This is a genomic window from Pseudolabrys sp. (genome assembly GCF_050250095.1).
GTDB lineage: Bacteria > Pseudomonadota > Alphaproteobacteria > Rhizobiales > Xanthobacteraceae > Pseudolabrys.
On record NZ_JBFWPH010000003.1, the window covers coordinates 165,846 to 188,950 of the forward strand.

Annotated in this window: 19 protein-coding genes; 9 read left to right on the forward strand and 10 right to left on the reverse strand. The window is 66.7% G+C overall.

Features of this window, described 5'->3' with window-relative positions; translation table 11 throughout:
• Positions 1-24: 24 nt before the first annotated feature.
• The 4 genes from AB7F10_RS10245 to hisE form a co-directional block, all read right to left on the reverse strand.
• On the reverse strand, positions 25-1,380 hold the full coding sequence (locus AB7F10_RS10245) for an NAD(P)H-dependent oxidoreductase (RefSeq protein WP_428560412.1): 1,356 nt from the start codon (positions 1,378-1,380) through the stop codon (positions 25-27).
• Between the two features lie 213 nt (positions 1,381-1,593).
• Positions 1,594-2,142, reverse strand: coding sequence for a hypothetical protein (locus tag AB7F10_RS10250; RefSeq protein ID WP_428560414.1), 549 nt, complete (start codon positions 2,140-2,142; stop codon positions 1,594-1,596).
• Between the two features lie 98 nt (positions 2,143-2,240).
• Complete coding sequence (locus AB7F10_RS10255) at positions 2,241-2,822, reverse strand: YqaA family protein (RefSeq protein WP_428561549.1); 582 nt, start codon at positions 2,820-2,822, stop codon at positions 2,241-2,243.
• 112 nt (positions 2,823-2,934) lie between these two features.
• Positions 2,935-3,330 (reverse strand): phosphoribosyl-ATP diphosphatase, encoded by a 396-nt coding sequence (hisE, locus tag AB7F10_RS10260; protein ID WP_428560416.1) that lies wholly within the window; start codon positions 3,328-3,330, stop codon positions 2,935-2,937.
• 450 nt (positions 3,331-3,780) lie between these two features.
• Here hisE and AB7F10_RS10265 point away from each other — a divergent pair, with 450 nt between their 5' ends.
• Complete coding sequence (locus AB7F10_RS10265) at positions 3,781-4,776, forward strand: ABC transporter substrate-binding protein (protein WP_428560418.1); 996 nt, start codon at positions 3,781-3,783, stop codon at positions 4,774-4,776.
• A 125-nt stretch (positions 4,777-4,901) separates the two neighbouring features.
• Here AB7F10_RS10265 and AB7F10_RS10270 read toward each other — a convergent pair whose 3' ends face one another.
• Both AB7F10_RS10270 and AB7F10_RS10275 read right to left on the reverse strand, forming a co-directional pair.
• The gene (locus tag AB7F10_RS10270; RefSeq protein ID WP_428560420.1) at positions 4,902-5,852 is read right to left on the reverse strand and encodes a LysR family transcriptional regulator; all 951 of its coding nucleotides are present in this window, start codon (positions 5,850-5,852) and stop codon (positions 4,902-4,904) included.
• Between the two features lie 282 nt (positions 5,853-6,134).
• Positions 6,135-7,301 carry an acetyl-CoA acetyltransferase gene (locus AB7F10_RS10275; RefSeq protein ID WP_428560422.1) on the reverse strand — a complete coding sequence of 389 codons (1,167 nt, stop codon included), beginning with the start codon at positions 7,299-7,301 and terminating at the stop codon, positions 6,135-6,137.
• Positions 7,302-7,538: 237 nt separating this feature from the next.
• On the opposite strand from AB7F10_RS10275, the gene AB7F10_RS10280 reads away from it, so the two are divergent.
• From AB7F10_RS10280 to AB7F10_RS10310, 7 genes are all read left to right on the forward strand, one after another.
• Positions 7,539-8,687, forward strand: a complete 1,149-nt coding sequence (locus AB7F10_RS10280; RefSeq protein WP_428560424.1) for a D-alanyl-D-alanine carboxypeptidase family protein — start codon at positions 7,539-7,541, stop codon at positions 8,685-8,687.
• Complete coding sequence (locus AB7F10_RS10285) at positions 8,684-9,835, forward strand: CobW family GTP-binding protein (RefSeq protein ID WP_428560426.1); 1,152 nt, start codon at positions 8,684-8,686, stop codon at positions 9,833-9,835. The genes AB7F10_RS10280 and AB7F10_RS10285 overlap by 4 nt, the downstream gene beginning before the upstream one ends.
• Positions 9,836-9,975: 140 nt before the next feature.
• A complete protein-coding gene (locus tag AB7F10_RS10290; protein WP_428560429.1) occupies positions 9,976-11,664 on the forward strand; it encodes a long-chain-fatty-acid--CoA ligase in 1,689 nt (562 codons plus the stop codon).
• The gene (locus tag AB7F10_RS10295) at positions 11,661-12,215 is read left to right on the forward strand and encodes a DUF924 family protein (protein ID WP_428560432.1); all 555 of its coding nucleotides are present in this window, start codon (positions 11,661-11,663) and stop codon (positions 12,213-12,215) included. Before AB7F10_RS10290 ends, AB7F10_RS10295 begins: the two co-directional genes overlap by 4 nt.
• Before the next feature lie 47 nt (positions 12,216-12,262).
• Entirely contained in the window at positions 12,263-13,318 is a 1,056-nt protein-coding gene (locus tag AB7F10_RS10300; protein WP_428560435.1) for an ABC transporter ATP-binding protein, read from the forward strand.
• A complete protein-coding gene (locus tag AB7F10_RS10305) occupies positions 13,318-14,196 on the forward strand; it encodes a dihydrodipicolinate synthase family protein (RefSeq protein ID WP_428560438.1) in 879 nt (292 codons plus the stop codon). The genes AB7F10_RS10300 and AB7F10_RS10305 overlap by 1 nt, the downstream gene beginning before the upstream one ends.
• 78 nt (positions 14,197-14,274) lie before the next feature.
• Complete coding sequence (locus tag AB7F10_RS10310; protein ID WP_428560440.1) at positions 14,275-15,660, forward strand: lipopolysaccharide biosynthesis protein; 1,386 nt, start codon at positions 14,275-14,277, stop codon at positions 15,658-15,660.
• Here the strand turns inward: AB7F10_RS10310 and AB7F10_RS10315 are convergent.
• The 3 genes from AB7F10_RS10315 to AB7F10_RS10325 form a co-directional block, all read right to left on the reverse strand.
• On the reverse strand, positions 15,657-17,279 hold the full coding sequence (locus tag AB7F10_RS10315) for an acyl-CoA synthetase (protein ID WP_428560443.1): 1,623 nt from the start codon (positions 17,277-17,279) through the stop codon (positions 15,657-15,659). The two genes, AB7F10_RS10310 and AB7F10_RS10315, sit on opposite strands and share 4 nt — an antisense overlap.
• Before the next feature lie 161 nt (positions 17,280-17,440).
• Positions 17,441-17,959 carry a CAP domain-containing protein gene (locus tag AB7F10_RS10320; RefSeq protein ID WP_428560445.1) on the reverse strand — a complete coding sequence of 173 codons (519 nt, stop codon included), beginning with the start codon at positions 17,957-17,959 and terminating at the stop codon, positions 17,441-17,443.
• 68 nt (positions 17,960-18,027) lie between these two features.
• Positions 18,028-20,370, reverse strand: a complete 2,343-nt coding sequence (locus AB7F10_RS10325) for a xanthine dehydrogenase family protein molybdopterin-binding subunit (RefSeq protein WP_428560448.1) — start codon at positions 20,368-20,370, stop codon at positions 18,028-18,030.
• A gap of 317 nt (positions 20,371-20,687) precedes the next feature.
• On the opposite strand from AB7F10_RS10325, the gene AB7F10_RS10330 reads away from it, so the two are divergent.
• Positions 20,688-21,812 (forward strand): LLM class flavin-dependent oxidoreductase, encoded by a 1,125-nt coding sequence (locus AB7F10_RS10330; protein WP_428560450.1) that lies wholly within the window; start codon positions 20,688-20,690, stop codon positions 21,810-21,812.
• A 32-nt stretch (positions 21,813-21,844) separates the two neighbouring features.
• On the opposite strand, the gene AB7F10_RS10335 is transcribed toward AB7F10_RS10330, so the two are convergent.
• A complete protein-coding gene (locus tag AB7F10_RS10335) occupies positions 21,845-22,936 on the reverse strand; it encodes a L,D-transpeptidase family protein (RefSeq protein ID WP_428560452.1) in 1,092 nt (363 codons plus the stop codon).
• Positions 22,937-23,105: the final 169 nt, after the last annotated feature.

Sequence of the window (23,105 nt, forward strand, 5' to 3'; positions counted from 1 at the left end):
TTCTTTTATCCGGCGGCTGTGTCGTCAGACCGTTTCGTTCGGCCGCGCGAAGGCGGCCTCCATCTCACGGCGCACCTTCACCGCGATATCGTTTTCGTCGAAGGCCACGTCGGCCCAGGCGATCGTTTCGCCTTCGGCGATGTCGCGCTTGAGCTTGACGTTGTGCGCGAGGCCGAGCGGCAGCATGCCGTGCGCGAGCGAGACATCGGCGGGCTGCTGCTTGCCCCAGACGCAGAAGCCGCCCTCGCCGTCCAGCATCTCGCCGGACTTCAGCGGGCGCTTCGCGGTGGCGACGACATCGGAGCGGAAGCCGGTCGGCGCGCCGGTCGGTTCGCCGCGCAGCGCGGCGGAGGCGACCGAGATGCCGAGTTCCAGCCCGATCATGTGAATCGGCCGGTACAGCGCAGCGTATTTGCCGCTCTGGTCCGGCAGCATGGCGTATTCCTTGAAGCAGCGCCGCGCGTAATCGGTCTCGCCCTCGAACACCACATAAGTGCCGAGCGCCAGATGATGCGGCACGTCGCGGCCGTCGCGATAGACCGATGAGGTGACCTCGGTGACGCCGGCCTTTTCCAGCACGCCGCCGTCGCTCTTCGGCTTGCAGATATCGGCGAGTTCGAACCGCGTCGCCGGCGGAAAGCTCAGGCCCGCCGACTGCGGCACAAGGCCGGTCGCGTTGCACACCGCGCTCATCTCGATGCCGGATTTCGTTCCGTCGACAAACGAGTTGAACATCTTCGGATTGATCGAGTTGCGGTCCTCGATCTTCAGATACTTGTCGAGAATGTCCCAGACATTGTCCGGGTTCGAGCGGTGGTAATGCGGCTCGTAGCGCGTGCCCTTGCCGGCGCAGATCACCTTGAAGCCGGCGGCGCGCGCCCAGTCGACATGCTCGCAAATGAGCGCGGGCTGGTCGCCCCAGGCGAGGCTGTAGACGACGCCGGCCGCTTTCGCCTTGCGCGCCAGCAGCGGGCCGGCGACGACATCGGCTTCGACATTGACCATGACGATGTGCTTGCCGTTGGCGATCGCCGAGAGCGCATGCGCGATCCCGGCGCCCGGCACGCCGGTCGCCTCCACCACCACGTCGATGCCGGGATGATCGATCAGCGCACGGGCATTGTCCGTCACATGAAGGCCGCCGGACTTCAGCGCATCGTCGAGCGAGCGGGCGGCATATTTCGCGTCCGGCCAGCCGGCTGCCTTCAACTGGCTGCGCGCGCGGGCGGGATCGAGATCGGCGACGCCAGCGACCTGCATGCCGCGCGTCAGCCGCGCCTGCGACAGAAACATGGTGCCGAACTTGCCGGCGCCGATCAGCGCCACCGTTACCGGCTTGCCGGCGGCTTCGCGCTCAAGGAGTTTGGTATGGAGATTCACGACGCTTCCTCCGTGCACAGGAACCCAAACACGGGACGCGGTGCAACGGCAAGCTCGACCGTCATCGCCCGCCAACGGGCCCGCGCAAGCGCGGCCCGATGACAGGCTCCGTCGGGCGATCCAGTAAACACAGCATGTCAGTCGTATACTGGATGCCCCGCCTTCGCGGGGCATGACAGATGAGGAGTTGCGATTCAATCGAGATGAATTCGCCTACTGGCAGAACGCGCTGGTGACGAAGGTCACGGTCCGGCATTCGCCGGGCTTGGCCTCGCGGCGGCCGAGCATCACCGGGGCCGGACATTCCTCCGCGGAGGTGATGTCGACGCTCCTGCCGCCGTTGAAGCCCTTGGCCTTGCACAGCGCGGCGGCGGCGACGCCACAATCCGGCGCGCCGTTGGCGGCGATGACGCAGTTCTGATGGCCCTTGACCACGCGCGCGGTCGGCAGCCGCGCCACGGCGCCAGCGGCGTCCTTCGCCGCATTGGCGGTCGCGCGCGCCGCCTCGCCGGCCTCGTCGCCGAAATTGTCGACCCGCGACCGCGCGCTGCTGAAATTCGATCCGAGCGACGACCATGCTTCGTCGAACCAGCGGCCGACCGACTCGAACACGCCGGGCGGCTCGCCCGGTTTCTGGCGATGCTGCTCCTGCGCGGCGACCGAAGCCGCACAGGCGGTGACCAGCGCGGCGCACAACAGCACGCGGCTGCCATGCGCCGTCACGCGGCGCTTCGCTGTCTTGGTATCGGCGGCGGCATTCATCGCGGCGCAAACCCGGCTGGTGCGCGACCGGCGCAAATCAACGGACCGGCCGTACAATAGCCTATGTCGCGCGGCGGCGAAATCGCGGCGCGATGCCGCTATATCAAATATGCGGAGGCGATCAGCCCGCCGATCACCACGACGGCCCCGAGCGTGACCCACAGGCCGAGCCGGCGCTCGATGATATCGCGGGCCTGCGGCCCGAAGCGGTGCAGCAGGAAAGCCAGCAGGAAAAACCGCCCGGCGCGGGCGATCACCGAAAACAGGATGAACAGCGCCAGATTGTAGCCGGCAAAGCCGGAGGTGATGGTGACCACCTTGTAGGGGATCGGCGTCAGGCCCTTGAGCAGGATGATCCAGGCGCCCCATTCCGCATAGGCATGGCGGAACGACTCGACCTTGTCGGCGTAGCCATAGAGCGCAATGAGCCACTGTCCGACCGAGTCATAGAGCAGCGCGCCGATCGCATAGCCGACCATCCCGCCGAGCACCGAGGTCAGCGTGCACCACGCCGCCAGCACATAGGCGCGATCCGGCCGCGCAAGCGACATCGGGATCAGCATGACGTCGGGCGGGATCGGGAACACCGAGCTTTCGGCGAAGGACACCGCGCCGATGGTCCAGAACGAATGGCGCTTGTCGGCCTGCGCCATGCACCAGGCGTACAAGCGATGCAGCAAGGATCTGGGAGCGGCCGCCTGGTCGGTCATCGTGGTGGTCTTATACGGGATGTGTGACGGAAATGAGCGAGGACGTTAAATCAGGCGGACCTTAAATCCGCCAGACCTCACGTCAGCCGGCCTTGGACGACCGGCTTTTGTTGAGGCGGCGGCGGTCGATCGGCACGACCTTGCGGCGGACGGCGGATTCCGGGAGGTTTTTCGGAAGTTTTTCGGCGATGCCGAACATCCGCTCGCGACGGCGCATTTCCGCCCAGACCTGTTCCGGCTCGACGCCGGCGGCGACCCACAGCACGACAAGGTTGTAAATGAGGTCGGCGCTTTCGCGGATGACGGCCTCTGGCTCGTCGGCCATCGCATCGATGACGACTTCGACCGCCTCCTCGGCAAGCTTCTTCGCCATCTTGGCGCGTCCGGACCGCAACAGGCGCGCGGTCCGCGATGTCGCCGGATCGCCTTTGCGCGAAGCGCACACCGCGTCGTAGAGCCGCGCGACCGAATCAGCCATGCGGTAATGCTAGCGGAACAGCCCCGCAAATTCGTTAAAGCCCGCCAGGCTGGCGCCGAAAGGCCGTCCAAGCCCATGAAATCAATGGGATTTGAGGGGAACCAAGGCGGGTGTCCCGGCCCGCGCCGGTGAACGCGCGAGCCCGCGAGAATGGCGCGCCGGCGGCACGCCGGCGGCGGACCGGCGACGCAGCGGCGGCGACATGACGGCGACAGCGCGCCCCGCCGCGCGCGGATGCGACGACGCGCGTTAAGATTAAACGCAGGAGCGGCTACCATGTCGCATCCGGTCACGGCGGCTTGGCTTGCGCTTTGCGACATCATGATCTTTGCTGATTTCAATGAGCTTTGCTGATTGTGCGGCCGCAACGACAAGCGCCGGTGAGCAGTGACGAGTATCCAGGCGATCATGAACATTCGGAGCCTGCGCCAAACCGCTGCCGGCCTCCTCATGGCCACCACGATCGCAAGCGCGCTCGTCGGCGGAACGGCCGCCGCGGAAACCAATGTCCGGCTCAGTCTCGACTCCAGGATTGAAGGCCCGGTCGCGCCGTTCCTGCTCGCGCTCGACAAGGGCTACTACAAGGCGCAAGGGCTCAATGTCGCGATCGACCCGTCCGCGGGGCCGCCGGAGCCGATCGCGCGCGTCGCGTCGGGCGCCTACGACATCGGATTCAGCGACATCAACGCGCTGATCAAGTTCCGCGACGCCAATCCGAAAGTGCCGATGATGGCGGTGTTCATGGTGTACAACCGCCCACCCTTCGCGATCCTCGGCCGCAGGAGCCGCGGCATCGCGACGCCGAAGGATCTCGAAGGCAAGACAATCGGTGCGCCGGCCGCCGACATCGCCTATGCGCAATGGCCGATTTTCGCTCAGGTCAACGGTATCGACACTTCGAAGGTCACCATCGAGCATGTCGGCCTGCCCGTGCGCGAGCCGATGCTGGCGGCAGGCCAGGTCGACGCCATCACCGGCCGGTCGTTTTCCGCTTACGTCAACCTGAAGGCCAAGGGCGCGCCGATGAACGACATCGCGGTGCTGCTGATGGCCGACCACGGCGTCGCGCTTTACGGCAACGCGATCTTCGTCAATCCGAAATTCGCCGCCGATCATCCCGACGCGGTGAAGGGTTTCCTGAAGGCCTTCACCCGCGCGCTCAAGGAAACCGTGCGGGCGCCCGCCGCGGCGATCGAGCCGGTGCTCAAGCGCAGCGATCTCGCCAGCAAGGACACCGAGACCGAACGGCTCGTCATGGCGATCCGCGACAACATCGTGACGCCGGAGGTGAAGGCGAACGGCTACGGCGGGATCGACGAGGCGCGCTTCGCCAGGGCGATCGACCAGCTCGAGATTGCCTACAAGTTCAGGAACACGAAGCCGAAGCCCGGTGACATCTTCGACGCGTCATTCCTGCCGCCCGACGCCGAGCGCAAGGCCAACTGACTGGGCGTCATCCTGAGGTGCGACCCGGCGAAGCCGGGGAGCCTCGAAGGATGACATTCGCGCCGTCGCCCTTCGAGGTTCGCCGCTTCGCGGCTCACACCTCAGGGTGACGTCGCTTTGGTGTGCTACGCCCCGCGCGCCTGCTGGCGGCCGATCGTCTCGGCCTTGTCGAAGGCAACCCGCAGCGACCGCTGCACCTCGCCCGGCTCGCTCACCGTTTCCGGACGCGGCCGCAGCATCGGCACCAGATCGTCGGCGAAGTCGAGAAGCGGCGCGGTCTCGGCGCCGTCGCGGACATAGATGCCGGTAAAAACCTCCGGCAGCGCCGGCAGCGGCGCATCGTGCCAGATCTGCATCTGCGTCATGCGCACCCGGCCGCGCGTCATCACCAGCGTGCCGAGACCGGCATCGACCCCCGACGACAGCGACAGGAAGGTCGATGACGTCATCATCAATTGCGACTCGCGGCCGATCCTGGCGAGCGCCTCGGTCGCCGCGCGGTAACACATGCACTCGCCGCTGAAGGCGAGCAGCGGCACCGGGCCGGCCGGATCGATCCAGGTCGCGCCGCTGCGCACCCAGACCAGCTGGTCTTTCCAGAAGTGCCGCGCATCGTCCGGCTGCTCCCACGACATCGCCACCATGATGTCGAGATCGCCGGCGCGCAGTTCCTCGAACAGCTTCGACTTCGAGCCGGAGCGCGAATGATAGCTGTAACCGGGATGTTTCTTGCGGAACTTTGCGAAAGCCCAAGGCAGCATCGGGCCGGACAGATCGCCCGGCAGGCCGATGCGAATCTGCTTGGGGCGCGGCGGCGCGGCGGCCGCCGAGAGAATCTCGTCGTTGATCGCCAGCATGCGGCGCGAGTGATGGACGACCTCTTCGCCGTATTTGGTGAGACTGACGCCGGGATTGGTCCGATCGAAAATCTCGGTGCCGAGCAGGAACTGCAGCCGCTTGATCTGTGCGCTGACCGCCGGCTGGGTGACGCCGAGCATTCGCGCGGCGCGCGTAAAACTTTTCAGATCGTAGACTGCAACAAGAGTACGCAACAAATCGGTCGGAATATTGGTCATGCGCGACTTGCTCCCGCCAATTGGGTGCCTGGAAGCGAAGCTCGTGGCACGCGATTCTCGAATAAAACTTAGCACAATACCGAGCGACGGCAATTTATGCGTTATGCGGGTGCGCCCTGCGCAAATGCGCATGACGACGCGGGATGCGCGTGGCGCGCGCAGACGCGCGCAGCGATCCGGCCCCGTTTGCGGTCGTTCAGCTGCGTTTTCGCGGCGATGCCGCTCCACGCGCCACCGCCGCAAAATAGGTCATCGCAAGACGTGATATGTGCGGCCGCGCGCCTATTTGATGCGCTCGAGGATGCTGACGTAATTCGCAACCGCAGCACCGCCCATATTGAAAATACCGCCGAGCTTCGGGTTCCGCAGCTGCAACTCGCCGGCGTCGCCCACGAGCTGCATCGCCGTCATCACATGCATCGAGACGCCGGTGGCGCCGATCGGATGACCCTTGGCCTTGAGGCCGCCGGACGGATTGACCGGCAGCTTGCCGTCCTTCGCGGTCCAGCCTTCCTTGATGGCGCGCGCGCCCTGACCTTCCGGCACAAGGCCCATCGCCTCGTATTCGATGAGTTCCGCAACCGTGAAGCAATCATGCGTCTCGACGAAGGAGAGATCGCCGAGCGAAAGCCCCGCCTTCGCCAGCGCCTGCTTCCAGGCGAGACTGCAACCCTCGAACTTGAGAATGTCGCGCTTCGACATCGGCAGGAAGTCCTGCACATGCGCGGCCGAGCGGAACGCCACCGCCTTGTTGAGCCGCAGCGCCGTCTCGACATCCGCGATCACGACCGCGGCGGCGCCGTCGGAGACGAGCGAGCAGTCGGTACGCTTCAAGGGACCGGCGACGAACGGGTTCTTCTCGCTTTCGGTGCGGCAGAACTCGTAGCCGAGATCCTTGCGCATCTGCGCGAACGGGTTGCCGACGCCGTTCTTGTGGTTCTTCGCCGCGATCATCGCCAGCGCGTCGGACTGGTCGCCATATTTCTGGAAATACAGCCCGGCGATCTTGCCGAAAATACCGGCGAAGCCGCCCTCGATATCGGCCTCCTCGCGCACATAGGACGCCTTGAGCAGATTTTTGCCGATTTCAGGCCCCGGCGTCGCGGTCATCTGCTCGACGCCGACCACCAGCACGACGCGCGAGGCGCGCGCCTCGATCGATTTCAGCGCCTGATGGACCGCCGCGGAACCCGTGGCGCAGGCGTTCTCGACGCGGGTGGCGCGCTTGAAGCGCAGGTCCGGCGACGCCTGCAAAACCAGCGCCGCCGTGAAATCCTGCGGCGAAAACCCTGCGTTAAAGTGCCCCAGCACGATTTCGTCGACATCGGCGGCGGCGACCCCGGCATCCGCCAGCGCCTGCCCGGCCACGCGAACGATCAGGCTTTCCACCGTCTCGCCGCTCAGTTTTCCGAACGGAGTATGGGCCCAGCCGACGATACAGGCGGTCATAAACGTCTCCCTGTCGAAATTCGGTCGCTTTCATAGGTAACGGAAGGGGGAGCGACGGAGCAACCTTAACACAAGCCCGGCACCCTGTGGCTTTGCCTGCGGGGCCGCGCTTGGGTAGTTTAACGCGCCGGCCTGCGGGACCTGGGGTTTGCGGCCGAACCATCAAGCGGATCATCGATTGTGACTTCTGCGCCGAAACACCGCCTCCGTAACCTTTTACCTGCCGCAGCCGCCATCGTGGCGCTCGCCCTGACCGGGGCAAGCCGCGCCCATGCCGAGGCGCAACTGCTGGTCGATGCCGACACCGGCAAGGTGCTCTACGCCGAGAACGCGACCTATCCGTGGTATCCGGCCTCGGTCACCAAACTGATGACCGCCTACACCACGCTGCGCGCGGTGAAGGAAGGCCGCATCAGGCTCGACACGCTGCTCACCGTGTCGCGCAACGCGGTCGCGCAGCAGCCGACCAAGATGGGTTTCAGGGAAGGCACCACCGTCACCGTCGACAACGCGCTGAAGATGCTGATGGTGAAATCGGCCAACGACATCGCCGTTGTGCTCGCGGAAGGTGTCGGCGGTTCGATCTCAGGCTTCGCCGACCAGATGAACGCCAATGCGCGCCGGCTCGGCATGACGCAAACGCATTACGTCAATCCGAACGGCTTGCCGGCGGAAGAGCAGATCACCTCGGCGCGCGATCTCGCGCTGGTGGCGCGCGCGCTGATCCGCGAATTCCCGCAATACGATTCCTACTGGCACATTTCCGCGATCCGCTACGGCAAGCGGACGTTCCGCAACTACAACACGCTGATCGACCGCTATCCCGGCGCCGACGGCATGAAGACCGGCTTCATCTGCGCCTCCGGCTTCAACCTCGTCGCCTCGGCCACGCGCAACGGCAAGCGGCTGATCGCCGTCATCCTCGGCTCCTATTCCTCGGCGGTCCGCGCGCAGAAAGCGGCGACGCTGCTCGAGCGCGGCTTCAACAGCGCCGGCCTGTCGTGGCTGACGCCCTCGCTCGGCAATGTCGAGGCGCTGGTGCCGGTGGACGCCCAGCCGCCGAACCTGCGCGACGAAATGTGCGGCGGCCATCGCCGCAAGCCGCCGTCGGAAGACAATGACGAGCAGGAAGCCAATGCGGGCGACCCGGCGTCATCGCAGGCGCTCGGCTTCGCCGGCACCAAGGCCGCGACCGAAAAATATGTGCTGCCCGCCGCAACCCATGTCGGCGAGACCATCACCGTCTATACCGGCCCGGCCAACAATCCCGACAAGGTCGAGGCCGTCGCCGCCAGCAAGGCCAAGCCACACAAGAAGAAGACCGCGAAAAAGAAAAAGGGCCATCAGGCCGCGAGCGCCGACACCAAGAAGAAATCCTCGCAATGAGCGGCGCGCCGGCGGACGCCAGGCGCGGGCCGCCCGAACCCATTCCACTGACGGTGCTGACCGGCTTTCTTGGCGCCGGCAAGACGACGCTGCTCAACCGCCTGCTGAAAGACCCGGCGCTCGCCGGCACCGCCGTCATCATCAATGAATTCGGCGAGATCGGCCTCGACCACCTTCTGGTCCAGCATATCGACGACAACATCATGCTGCTGCAGAGCGGCTGCCTGTGCTGCACGATGCGTGGCGACCTCGTCAGCGCGCTCGAGCAGCTCCTGCGCAACCGCGACAACGGCCGCGTGACGTTCGAGCGCGTGATGCTGGAGACGACCGGCCTCGCGGACCCCGCGCCGGTGCTGCACACCGCGATGATGCATCCCTATCTCGCGATCCGTTACCGGCTCGACGGCGTCGTCACTATGATCGACGCGGTGAACGGCGAAGCGACGCTCGACGCTCACATGGAGGCGGTGAAGCAGGCCGCCGTCGCCGACCGGCTGGTGCTCAGCAAGACCGATCTCGTCACCGACCCGGCAAAGCGCGACGCACTCACCGCGCGGCTGCGCGCGCTCAATCCGGCCGCGCGCATCCTCGACGCCGCGAAGGGCGAAGCGACGCCGGCCAATCTGCTCGGCTGCGGGCTGTACGATCCCGCGCGCAAGATCCCGGACGTGAAGCGCTGGCTCGCCGAAGAAGCCTATGCGGAGGCCAAGGAGGCTGCGCATCGCGGCCACCACCATCACGGCCATCACCACCACGACCCGAACCGCCACGACGAGCGCATCCGCGCCTTTACGCTCGCGACCGAGACGGCGATCCCGGCCGGCACCTTCCACATTTTCCTCGACTTGCTGCGCTCGATGCACGGCGAGAACCTGCTGCGGCTCAAGGGCATCGTGCAGCTCGCCGACCAGCCGGAGAAACCGCTGGTCATTCATGCAGTGCAGCATGTTTTCCACCCGTTCACCTACCTGGAAAGCTGGCCCGACGACGACCGCCGCACGCGGCTGGTCTTCATCACCCGCGACCTGCCCGAGCAGAAAATGCAGGAGCTGTTCGGCGCCATCCTCGGCTCCATTGCGCCGGACCGGCCGGACGCCGCCGCGCTCACCGACAATCCGCTGGTGCCGTTCGGCGGCGCGCATCGCTGACGCACCCGCGCGGTTCCGCCGCCGCCCGCTCTCTTTTCGCTCTCTTGCGCCCGCGCGCATTCCCGCCGATGGTTGCCGGAACGTCCGAGGGGCTGGCCGGCGATTCGGCCACGACACATCAAGCGGTTCAAAACCGGATCATGGACCGGATCTGGCTCAAGCATTATCCGCAGGGCGTGCCGGCCGAGATCGAGCCGTCGGCCGCGCCGACGCTGACAGCCGTTCTGGAGCAGAGCTTCCGCGCGTTCCCCGACCGCCCGGCCGTCTCCTTCATGGGCAAGCGGCTGACCTATGGCGAGATCGACACGGCCTCGCGCGCCTTCGGCGCGTTCCTGCAGGCTTGCGGCCTGCCGCGCGGCGCCCGCGTCGGCATCATGATGCCGAACATGCCGCAATATGCGATGGCGATCGCCGGCATTCTGCGCGCCGGCTTCGTCGCGGTGAACATCAACCCGCTCTACAAGGCGCACGAGCTTGAAACGCAACTGACGGATTCCGGCGCGCAAGCCATCGTCGTGCTGGAGAATTTCGCCGTCGAGCTGCAGCAGGCGCTGCCGAAGACCGCGGTGAAGCACGTCGTGGTCGCCAGCCTCGGCGACATGCTCGGCACGCTGAAGGGCGCGCTGGTCAATCTGGTGGTGCGGCACGTCAAGCACATGGTGCCGGCCTATACGCTGCCGCACGCCACGCGCTTCAACGACGCGATCGCGACCGGCAAGACAAAAACGCTGACCGACCCGAAGATCGGCCCCGACGACATCGCCTTCCTGCAATATACCGGCGGCACCACCGGCGTGCCGAAGGGCGCGACGCTGCTGCATCGCAATCTCGCCGCCAACGCCCTGCAGGTCGAAGCCTGGCTGCGGCCGCTGTTGCGGCCGGGCGACGCCGAACGCGGCCTCATCATCGTCGCGGCGCTGCCGCTTTATCATATCTTCGCGCTGACGGCCTGTTTCCTGCTCGGCCTGCGCACCGGCGGCATGTGCCTCTTGATCCCCAATCCGCGCGACCTGCCGGCGGTCATCAAGGACATGAGCGGCTGCAAGGTGCATATGTTCCCGGCGGTCAACACGCTCTACAACGCGCTGCTGCACCATCGCGACTTCGGCAGGATCGACTGGAGCGACTTGCGCGCCGCGGTCGCCGGCGGCATGGCGGTGCAGAAGGCGGTGGCGGACAACTGGGTGAAGGCGACCGGCAAGCCAATCATCGAAGGCTACGGCCTGTCCGAGACGTCGCCGGTGCTGACCTGCAACCGCGGCGACATTCCGGAATGGACCGGCACCATCGGCTTCCCGCTGCCCTCGACCGAGATCGCGATCCGCGACGACGACAACCGCGACGTGCCGCAGGGCGAGCGCGGCGAAATCTGCGCGCGCGGGCCGCAGGTGATGCCCGGCTACTGGCAACGGCCCGACGAAACCGCGAAGGTGATGAGCGCGGACGGATATTTCCGCACCGGCGACATCGGCATCATGGACGAGCAGGGCCGCGTGCGCATCGTCGACCGCAAGAAGGACATGATCGCCGTATCGGGCTTCAAGGTATTCCCGAACGAGGTCGAGGACGTCGCGATGCAGAACGGCGGATTGCTGGAGGCGGCCTGCGTCGGCGTGCCGGACGAACATTCCGGCGAGGCGGTGAAGCTGTTTGCCGTGCGCAAGGACCCGGGCCTGACCGAGCAGGCGCTGCACGCCTTTCTCGCCGCGCGGCTGACGCCCTACAAGGTGCCGCGCCATATCGAATTCCGCGACGAATTGCCCAAGACCAATGTCGGCAAGATCCTGCGCCGCGCGCTGCGCGACGAGGAAGTGGCGAAGGCGTCATGACGAACCCGCAGGCTGCCGTCACGCCCGCCGAGATCGTCGCGTTCTGGCGCGACGCCGGCCCGGACAAATGGTTCAAGAAGGACGAGAACTTCGACGCCGAACTGCGCACGCGCTTTCTCGCCGCGCACGAGGCGGCCGCCGCCGGCAAGCTCGACGGCTGGGAGGCGACGGCGGAAGGCGCGCTCGCGCTGCTGCTGCTGCTCGACCAGTTCTCCCGCAACATGTTCCGCAACGACGCCCATGCCTTCGCCGCCGACGAGAAAGCCCGCGGCATCGCGGCGCGCGCGCTGACGCGCGGCTTCGACGCCGCGATCCCCGGCATGCGCTCGTTCTTCTTCCTGCCGTTCGAGCATTCCGAGGACATGGCCGACCAGGAACTGGCGATGCGGCTGTTTGCGGCGGCCGGCGACGACGACGGCCTGAAATGGGCGAAACTCCACGCCGACATCATCCGCCGCTTCGGCCGCTTCCCGCACCGGAACAAGGCGCTCGGCCGCGCCACCACGCCGGAGGAACAGGCCTTTCTCGACGAGGGCGGATTTGCGGGCTAGGCCCGCACTAGCGAGGCGCGCCGCCCTGCGTTACAGCATGACCCCGAATGTCCGACCTCGTCATTGAAGACCTCCGGCTGCGGCTCGGCGACCACGACATCCTCAAGGGTGTCTCGCTCACCGTGCCGCGCGGCAAGATCACCGCCCTGCTCGGCCCCTCCGGCAGCGGCAAGACCACGCTCTTGCGCGCAGTCGCCGGCCTCGAGGCGCCACACGCCGGTTCGATCCGGATCGGCGAGCGCGTGTTGTTCGACGCCGCGCGGGGCATCGACATGCCGGCGGAACAACGCGGCCTCGGCCTCGTGTTCCAGTCCTACGCACTGTGGCCGCACCGCACGGTGTTCGACAACATCGCTTATGGCCTGACGCTCCGCCGCATCGGCAAGGCGGAGATCAGGGAGCGCGTCGAGACGACGCTGTCGCGGCTCGGCCTCGGCGGCTTGAGCGCGCGCTATCCGCATCAGTTGTCCGGCGGCCAGCAGCAGCGGGTCGCGCTCGCGCGCGCGCTGGTCTACGAGCCGGGGCTGCTGCTGCTCGACGAGCCGTTGTCCAATCTCGACACCAAGCTGCGCGAGGACGCGCGGCTGTGGCTGCGGCAATTGATCGGCTCACTCAATCTCTCCGCGCTCTGCGTCACCCACGACCAGACCGAGGCGATGGCGGTGGCCGACGGCATCGCGCTGCTCAACGACGGCACGGTCGAGCAATCCGGCACCGCGAACGAGTTGTACAACGGACCGCGCACGCTGTTCGCCGCCGAGTTTCTCGGCAGCAACAACAGCCTGCCCGCGACGCTGGTGGAAAACACCGGCATGGAGGCCGCGATCGACGTCGACGGCCACCGGCTGACCGGCATCCTGCGCACCGACGCCGACGCCGGCGCGCTGGTCACCGGCGTGATCCGGCTCGAGCGCGTGCGCATCGCCGATGCGCCCGGACCGAACCGCCTGCCGATGACGGTGTCCGCGCAAATGTACATGGGCGAACGCTGGGAGATTGTGTTCTCGCGCGGCAACCTCACGCTGCGCGCGCGCGCCGCCGAGCGGCTGCGCAGCGGCAACTACTTCATCGAGCTGCCGGCCAAGGACCTGTGGATCTTCTGATGGCAAAGCTGCACGGCGTCTTTCCCTATCTCGTCTCGCCGGCCGATGCCGGCGGCAGGATCAAAACCGGCGTGCTGGCGCGGCTGACCGACGATCTCGTCAAGGCCGGCGTGCATGGCGTGACGCCGCTCGGCTCGACCGGCGAGTTCGCCTATCTCGACCGCGAGCAGCGCCGCGCCGTGGTACGCACAACCATCGAAGCGACGGCAAAGCGCGTGCCGGTGGTGGCCGGCGTCGCCTCCACTTCGACCGCCGACGCGGTGGCGCAGGCGCGCGAGTGGCAGGCACTCGGCGCCGACGGCATCCTCGCCATTCTCGAAGCGTATTTTCCGCTGAAGGATGCGCAGGTCGAAAGCTATTTCCGCGCCATCGCCGACGCCGTCGATATTCCGGTGGTGATGTACACTAATCCGAATTTCCAGCGCAGCGATCTGACACTCGATGTCATCGCGAAGCTTGCGGCTCATCCGCGCATCGTCGCGATCAAGGACGCCTCGACCAACACCGGACGGCTGCTGTCGATCCGCAATCGCTGTCCCGATCTCGATGTGTTTGCGGCCTCAGCGCATATCCCGGCGGCGGTGATGATGATCGGCGGCGTCGGCTGGATGGCGGGACCGGCCTGCGTGATCCCGCGCCAGAGCGTGACGCTCTACGATCTCTGCCGCGCCGGGCGATGGGACGAGGCGATGACGCTGCAACGCAAGCTGTGGCAGATGAACGAGGCCTTCGCGAAGTTCAACCTCGCCGCCTGCATCAAGGCGGGGCTGGAAATTCAGGGCTACGCGGTCGGCGATCCGGTGCCGCCGCAGGAGCCGCTGTCGGCCGAAAGCCGCAAGGCGGTCGAGGCGATCCTGAAGAGCGCCGCGGCGCTCTGAGGCGCGAAAACCCGCCATTAACCGGCACATCCCGCATCACCCAACCGATTCTTAACGCCTTGTTGCCAAGTTGGCGACGTGACCTCGATCGACCAGCCCAGCCCCACCGCACGGCCGATGCTCTCGCTCAGCGCGCTGATCGGCCGCGTGCGCGCGATCCTCGCCGATCGCAGCGACAACCGCATCGCGCAGAAAATGGCTGGCACGGCGTTCCTCGTGCGCGTCGGCAGCGCGGTGCTCGCGCTCGCCTCGCAGGTGCTGTTGGCGCGCTGGATGGGCGCGCATGAGTTCGGCATCTTCATTTATGTCTGGACTTGGGTGCTGATGATCGGCGCGCTGTCCGACCTCGGCCTCTCCAGCGCCGCGCGGCGCTTCATTCCCGAATACGCGGCGAAGCAGGCCTTCGACAATCTGCGCGGCTTCCTGATCGGAAGCTGCTGGCTCGCCTTCGGCATCGCCACGCTGATCGGCGCGGCGGGCGCGCTGATCGTGCTGGGCCTGCGCCCCTGGCTCAACGACTACACCATCGTTCCGCTGTTTCTCGCCTGCGCGACCATTCCGATCTACGGACTGGTGCAGGTGCAGTCCGGCATCGCACAGAGCTACGACTGGCAGAATCTCGCGCTGATGCCGTTCTATATCTGGCGGCAGCTCGCGATCACCGCCGCGGTCGGCGTCGTCTGGCTTTGCGGCTACGCGACCGACGCGGTGACGACGATGATCATCGCCGTCGCCGCGACCTGGGCGGTGACCTTCGGGCAATCCGCGGTGCTGTATCGCGGCTTGCGCGGCAAGGTGCCGGCCGGGCCGCGCCGCTACGAACCGAAGCTGTGGGTGAAAACCTCGCTGCCGATCTTCATGGTCGAGGCGTTCTACCTGCTGCTCACTTATGTCGACATTCTCGCGCTCGAGCACTTCCGCAACCCGGACGAGGTCGCGGCGTATTATGCCGCCGCGCGCATCCTCGCCATCGTCGCCTTCGTCTATTTCGCCATCGCGGGGGCGACCACGCACAAGTTCACCGAGTATCATGTCGCCGGCGACCGCGAGCGGCTCGGCGCGTTCTTCACCAGCACCGTGCGCTGGACCTTCTGGCCCTCGCTCGCGGCGAGCGCCGGCATCCTCGCCTTCGGCTGGCCGCTGCTCGCGCTGTTCGGCAAGAGCTTCACCGCCGCCTATCCGGTGATGTTCATTCTCGCGATCGGCATGCTGGCGCGCGCCTCGATCGGCCCGGCGGAGCGGCTGCTGAACATGCTCGGCCAGCAGAACATCTGCGCGGCGATCTATGCCGGCGCCTTCGTCGTCAATCTTGCCGGCTGCCTGCTGCTGATCCCGCGCTTCGGCATCGAGGGCGCGGCGGTATCGCTGAGCTTTGCGCTGGTCGCGGAATCGGCGTTGCTCTACATCGTGACGCGGCAGCGGCTGGGCATCCACGCCTTCGTCCTCGGCGGGAAGACCCGTTAAGCCTGCTCGCGCAGCGCGCGGCGGATGATCTTGCCGGTGGTGGTCATCGGCATCTGCTCGATGAAGGCGATCTCGCGCGGATATTCGTGCGCCGACAGCCGCGTCCTGACGAAGCCCTGAATCTCGGCGGCGAGCGCCTCGGACGGCGCGAAGTCCTTTTTCAGCACCACGAAGGCTTTGACGATCTCGGTGCGGATCGCATCCGGCTTGCCGACGGCGGCGGCGAGCGCCACAGCCGGGTGACGAATGAGACAGTCCTCGATCTCACCGGGGCCGATGCGGAAGCCCGCCGAGGTGATCACGTCGTCGTCGCGGCCGACGAAGCTGATATAGCCCTCCTCGTCCATCACGCCCTGGTCGCCGGTCGTCATCCAGTCGCCGATGAATTTGCTGCGCGTCGCGTCCGGCTTGCCCCAATATTCGAGGAACATCACCGGATCCGGCCGCTTCACGGCGATCTGCCCCACCGCGCCGGCCTTGACCGCATTGCCATCCGCGTCGATCACCGCGACGACATGGCCAGGCACCGCCTTGCCGATCGCCCCGGCCTTGAATGCGCCGAGGTCCGCGCAGGAGCCGAGCACGAGATTGCACTCGGTCTGCCCGTAGAACTCGTTGATGGTGAGGCCGAACGCCTCGCGGCCCCATTCCAGCGCCTCGATGCCGAGCGACTCGCCGCCCGAGGCGACGGTGCGCAGCTTCAGGTCATGCCGGCCGCGCGGGCTCGGCACCGCACGCATCATCCGCAAAGCCGTCGGCGGGATGAAGGCGTTGCGCACGCCGTGCTTCGCTATCAGCACGAAGGCTTCTTCCGGGTCGAACTTGTCGAAACGCCGCGCCACCACCGGCACGCCGTGGTGCAGGCTCGGCAGCAGAACGTCGAGCAGGCCGCCGGCCCAGGCCCAGTCCGCCGGCGTCCAGTAGGAATCGCCCGGTTGCGGGAACGGATGATGCGGCAGCTCGGCGCCCGGCAGGTGGCCGAGCAGCACGCGATGCGCATGCAGCGCGCCCTTCGGCTGGCCTGTCGTGCCGGAGGTGTAGATCATCATCGCCGGGTCTTCGGCGGAGGTATCCTCCGGCGTGAAATCCGATGACGCGCGGGAGAGTTCGTCGGCGAAGCCCAGCGCGCCGTCAGCCGCGCCGTCGATATTGACGACACAGGCGAGGTCCACGATCTGGTCGCGAACCTCGCCAAGCTTGGCGAGCCCCGCCTTGTTGGTGACGAGCGCCCGCGCGCCGGAATTCTGCAGGCGATAGAGCAGCGCGTCCGGCCCGAACAGCATCGCGACCGGAAGCGCGACGGCGGCGAGCTTGTAGATCGCGACATGGATCGCGGCGACTTCCGGCGACTGCGGCAGGAAGATCGCGACGCGGTCGCCACGCCGCACGCCCTGCGCGCGCAACACATTGGCGAGCCGGTTCGAGGTCTCGCGCAGCCAGCCATAGGTGACGCGGTCGGCGCCGCCGTCGGGATGGACCTGCAGGATCGCGAGCCGGCCGGGATCGACGGCCGCCCAGCGGTCGCAGACATCCACCCCGATGTTGTAGCGCTCGGGGACGTTCCAGCGGAACTGACGATAAAGCGCGTCGTAGTCGCGCGCGGCAGATGAACCCGGCATGGCGGGCGGACGTTAGGAGCCTGCGGCGGCGAGGTCCAGTGCTTTGCCCTTGAGAGTCCAAACGCTGTCATGCCCGGCCCTGTGCCGGGCATCCACGTCTTAGCGACAGAACAGCAAGAAAGACGTGGATGGCCGGGACAAGCCCGGCCATGACGAAAGACTCAGCCCTTGCGGTCGTCCGGCTCGGCGAGGATCAGCGCCCAGTAGACCTTGTATTTCGAGGCCGGCGTGTAGACCGCGGCGATGCCGATGCGGGTCGCGCCTTTGAGCAGCATGTTCTTCTTGTGTGAGGGCGAATCGCGCCAGCCGGAGAACGCCTCCGCAAGCGTGTGATAGCCGGCGCCGATATTCTCCGCCGCGGTCTTCGCGTCATAGCCCGACGCCTTCAGCCGCGTGACGAACGGCTTGCGCACATCGTGATCGAGCTTGTCGCGGCGCGCCATCTCGCTCGCCTGCGCCTGCGCAAGCTGCATCAGCGACGTGTCGAGCGTCACCGCCGGCAGGCCGTTGTTGGCGCGATAGCCGGAGATCATCGAGGCCGCCGCGGCGGCGTCGAGCTGCGCGCCAGGCTGCGCGAGGCTGCGATAGAAGCTCGGCTGTTCCGGCGGCTTGTAGGTGTCGGCACAGCCGGCCAGCACAATGGCGAAGGCAAGCCCCAGAACGCGCAGGCAAAAGGTCATGCAAAGTCCTCGATCCAACCCGCTGGATGCTAGGGGACTTTGGCTTAATTTTGTTGCAACGCCTGCGGTTACGACGCCTTTTGCTGCAAGGCTCGCCAAATCCGCGCCGGGGTCGCCGGCATGTCCATCGCGGTGCCGGGCGGCAGCGCGTCGAGCACCGCGTTCATCACCGCCGGCGGCGCGGCGGTGGTGCCGGCCTCGCCGGTGCCTTTGACGCCGAGCGGATTGGTCTTGCAGGCAATCGCGGCGTGGGTGACGTGCAGCGCCGGCACCGAGCTTGCGCGCGGCATGCCGTAATCCATGAACGAGCCGGACAAGAGCTGCCCACCGGCGTCATAGATCGTGTCCTCGATCAGCGCCTGGCCGATGCCTTGCGCGACGCCGCCATGCACCTGACCCTCGACGATGGTTTCGTCGAGCAGGTTGCCGCAATCGCCGACCGCCGTGTAGTTGACGATATCGACGCCGCCGGTCACCGGGTCGATCTCGACCTCGGCGATATGGCAGCCGTTCGGGAACGACGGCGGCGCCTTCACGCTGCCCCTGGTGTTCATGTTTTCTTGAATCACGCCCTGCTTCACCAGCTCGTTGGCGCGCTCGGCGGCGTCGAACAATGAAATCTTGCGGTTGCCGGCGCTGAACTGACCGTCCTGATACTGCACCTCGGCCTCGTTGGCCTGCAGCAGCACGGCGGCGATCTTCTTGCCTTTGGCGATCAGCGCATCGACGGTGTTGACGATTGCGCCGCCGACATACATCGCGGAGCGCGAGGCGACCGCACCGAATCCCGGCGGATCGCGGAACGAGTCGCCGTGCAGCAACTCGACCTGCTCGAGCGGGATGCCGAGCCGGTCGGCGGCGACGCGGCCGAACACAGTGGCATGGCCCTGCCCGCTCGGTCCGGCACCGATGCTGATCTGCATCCTGTTGCCGCCTGGGAACATCACGGCAGCGGCTTCCTCGGGAAACGCGCCGGCGATTTCGAGATAGCAGCCGAGCCCGATGCCGCGCAGCTTGCCTTCCTTCTTGGCCGCCTTCCGCCGCTCCTTGAAGCCGGCATAGTCGGCCTGCTTCAGCGCGAGTTCGAACATCGCCGGGAAGTCGCCGCTGTCATAGGTCGCGCCGAACGCGGTCTTGTAGGGAATTTTCGCCGGCGCGATCATGTTGCGGCGGCGGATTTCCGCCGGATCGATGTTGAGCTTGTCGGCGGCGGCGTCGATGACGCGCTCCAGCAGGTAGCTCGCCTCCGGGCGGCCCGCGCCGCGATAGGCGCCGGTCGGCAGCATGTTGGTGACGATGCAGCGGCTGTTCACCTGCATCAGCGGAATGTCGTAGACGGTCGGCAGGCAGCCGGAGATGTGCAGCGTCACCACGAAATGCGCAACGCCGGTGAAGTAGGCCCCCATATTGCCGAGGCCGTCGACGCGCAGCGCGAGGAAGCGGCCGCGCGAATTGAGCGCGAGCTGCGCGGTCCACAGCGAGTCGCGGCCCTGATTGTCGGTGAGGAAGGCTTCCGAGCGCGACGACGCCCAATACACCGGCTTGCCGAGCGCGCGCGCCGCATGCAGCGTCGCGATGTATTCGGGATAGAGCCAGCCCTTCATGCCGAAGGCGCCGCCGACATCGCCGGTGCGGATATGGATCTGCTCCGGCTTGCAGTTGAGCGCGGCGGCGGCCTGCATGCGCACGCTCTGGAAGCCTTGCGTCGGGCACCACAGTTCGAAGATATCCTTCGCCTTGTCGTAGTTTGCCGTCACCGTGCGCGGCTCGAGCGAGGCGACGACGAGGCGCTGGTTGACGAGTTCGACCGTCACGACATGCGCGGCCTCCTTGAAGGTCTTCTCCAGCGCGGCGGCGACCTTGCCCTCCGGATCGGCTGGCGCGGTCCAGTCGTACACGGTGTTGTTGGGCACGTCCGGGTAAAGCTGCGGCGCGCCGGGCGCGACCGCCGCCTTCATGTCGACCACCGCCGGCAACTCCTCGTAATCGACCGCGATGGCGTCGGCGGCGTCCTGCGCCTGCGCCGCGGTCTTGGCCACCACCATCGCCACCGGCTCGCCGACATGCATGACGCGCTCGCCGGCCAGCACCGGGCGGTGCGGCGACACCGGCATCGCACCGTTGCGGCCGGGGATCGGATGGGCGTGCGTCACCGAATGATAATGAGCGGCTTCAAGATCGGCCGCCGTATAGACCGCGATCACGCCGGGCATGCCCTTCGCCGCGCTGACATCGACGCGGTTGATTTTGGCATGGCCATGCGGCGAGCGCGCGAAAGCCGCGGCCAGCGCGCCCTCCGGCCGCCGGTCGTCGCCGAACTGGCCGGCGCCGCGCAGCAGCGGCTCGTCCTCGACCCGCCCGGTAAAGGCGTGCGCGCCACGCGAGGGGTCTCCGGACAGAGGCTTGTTCATCGGTCGTCTCCCGTTCGGCGCACGGCCCGGCCGGCGCTTGTTCTGACTTTGGCGCCTAGATTTGCGCATGGCGACAATGACGTAAAGGGCACGCGGCGACGCGCCGCTGCGATAGGCGGATCATCAGAAAAAATGCCTTGCGCCACAGGCGGTTTTTTGAATGGACGAAAGAGCGCGGCTGCTTTTCGTAGCCCGAAAGGGCGGCCGCAGTTTTACACGCCACCATGCCGCACGACGAAAGGCGGAAAGCGGGCTTTGCTGCATTGACGGGCAAGCTCGGCTAACCTGACACCGGACTGAGTGTGGAGGCGTCAGCAATGCGGTTGGGTTACTTCACGATGCCGGTGCATCCGATGCACCGCGACTGGAGCGAGACGCTGCGCGAGGACCGCGAGGCGATCATCCTCGCCGACAAGCTCGGCTTTCATGACGCTTTCGTCGGCGAGCATCTCGCGGACCGTTGCGAGAACGTCACCAACAGCATGATCTTCCTGTCGTCGCTGATCGAGCCGACAAAAAACATCAAGCTCGCCACCGGCACCTCGAACCTGTCGCACATGCACCCCGTGCTGGTCGCCGCGCATGCCGCAATGTTCGACCACATGGCGCAGGGCCGCTTCATCTTCGGCATCAGCCCCGGCGCGCTGTCGTCCGACGCGCAGGCGCTCGGCATTCTCGATCTCGACCGCAACAAGATGTTTGCCGAGTCGATCGACGTCATCCTCGCGATCTGGGAGCGCGAGCCGCCCTACAACATCGATTTCCCCGACAACCGCTTCAAGGTGACGATCGACCGCGGCGCGGCGCTGCATCTCGGCGTCGGCTATATGGGCAAGCCGTTCCAGAAGCCGCGGCCGGAGATCGTCGGCACCGTGGTCGCGCCGTTCTCGCCGGGCGTCGTGCTGATGGGCAAACGCGACTTCCATCCGTTGTCCGCGAACTTCCTGCTGCCCTGCCACCTCGCCTCGCACTGGACGAATTACGCAAAGGGCAAGGCGGAAGCCGGCCAGCAGGCCGACATTTCCGACTGGCGCGTCGCGCGCACCATCTTCGTCGCCGACGACGAGGCGACCGCGCGGCGCTACGGCCGCGACGACGACAACAGCCCCTACCGTTTCTACTTCCAGCAGATGCACGCCAAGATGAAGCGCGGCAACCGGCTCTATGTTTTCAAGAGCCACAAGGAGCAGCCGGACGACGAGGTGACGCTCGACTTCGTGATGGATCACTGCGTCATCGCCGGCACCGTCAACAACGTGGTCGACAAGATCCTGGCGATGCGCGAGCAGACCGGCGATTTCGGCGAGATCGTCTATGCCGGCATGGACTGGGTCGATCCGGCGCTCGGCAAGCGCTCGATGCAGCTGATGGCCGAACAGGTGATGCCGCGCGTCAACGCGGCGATCGCCGGCGGCGCCAAAACGAAACGGGCCGCCGGTTAGGCGGCCCGTCCGAAACTTTCAAACGACGATCCTCACCGAACGGTGGTCGGCGCTCCAAGCGGCGGCGCGGCCGAACCCGGCGCGCGCTGGCCGGGAACCGGAGCGGCGTTCGCCGCCGGAGCCGGAGCAGCCGGCGCCGGCGGCAACTGCGCCTGCGCGGTGTTCGGCGCGGCGATGTTGGTCGGCGGCGGCGCAGCCGGCTTCTTGCTCGGCCACACCACGACGCGGGTGCCGACCTGCACGCGGCTGTAGAGGTCTTCGATGTCCTTGTTGAGCAGGCGGATGCAGCCCGACGACACATAGCTGCCGATCGTCGACGGCTGGTTGGTGCCGTGGATGCGGTACAGCGTCTTGCCGAGATAGAGCGCACGCGCGCCGAGCGGGTTGCCGTCGCCGCCGGCCATGAAGCGCGGCAGATAAGGCTGACGCTCGATCATCTCCGCCGGCGGATGCCAGTCCGGCCATTCCGCCATGCGCGAGACGCGCTCGGTGCCCGCCCAGGTGAAGCCTTCGCGGCCGACGCCGATGCCGTAACGCATCGCCTTGCCGTTGCCGAGCACGAGATAGAGGTAAGTGTTGTCGGTATCGACGATCAGCGTGCCGGGCGCTTCCTTGGACTGGAAGTCGACCATCTGGCGCTGAAGGTTCGGCGGCAGTTCCTTCGGAGTACCGGTTTCCGGCTGATCTTCCGGCGGCAGCGCGGCGACGGTGGCCGAGGTCGCGCTCGCGCCCGGAGGCGCAACGCCGACGGCGCCGGGCGGGCGCGGCGTGGACGGATCGGACGGCTGGCCCTGCGGGGCTGCGAAAGCCGGCTGCGGCAACTGGGCGCCCGGCGCGGGCGCGGCACCCGGAACCGCGGAAGCCGGAGGCGTGCCCGCCTCGGCCTCGCGGCGCTCACGCCAGTAGCGCTGGCGCAGAGCTTCCTGCTCGCGCGCGTCGCGCTCTTCCTGCGACAGCGTTCCCGCCGGCAACTGGTCATAAGCGACCGGGCGCTCGGAACCATGCCGGCCGATCGAGCCGGTCTGCGACGGGCCGGATTGTGCGTTCGCCGGCGCAGACGCCAGCGCGACCGCTCCGGCTGACATCATCAGAGCGGTAAAAAAGACACGGGTTTCGCGATTCATTCCCACCTCGACGTGCGAATTTCGAGTGCTTCCTCGCCCATGATCGGGGCACATTCAAGACCGGATTACGGCGATAGCACTAATGTGATGATGTCGCGACAGTTTTCAGCCCGGTGCGGCGCCCCGGCGACAGCCGCGCGCCGGTATCGCTGTCCACAGTGCGACGTCG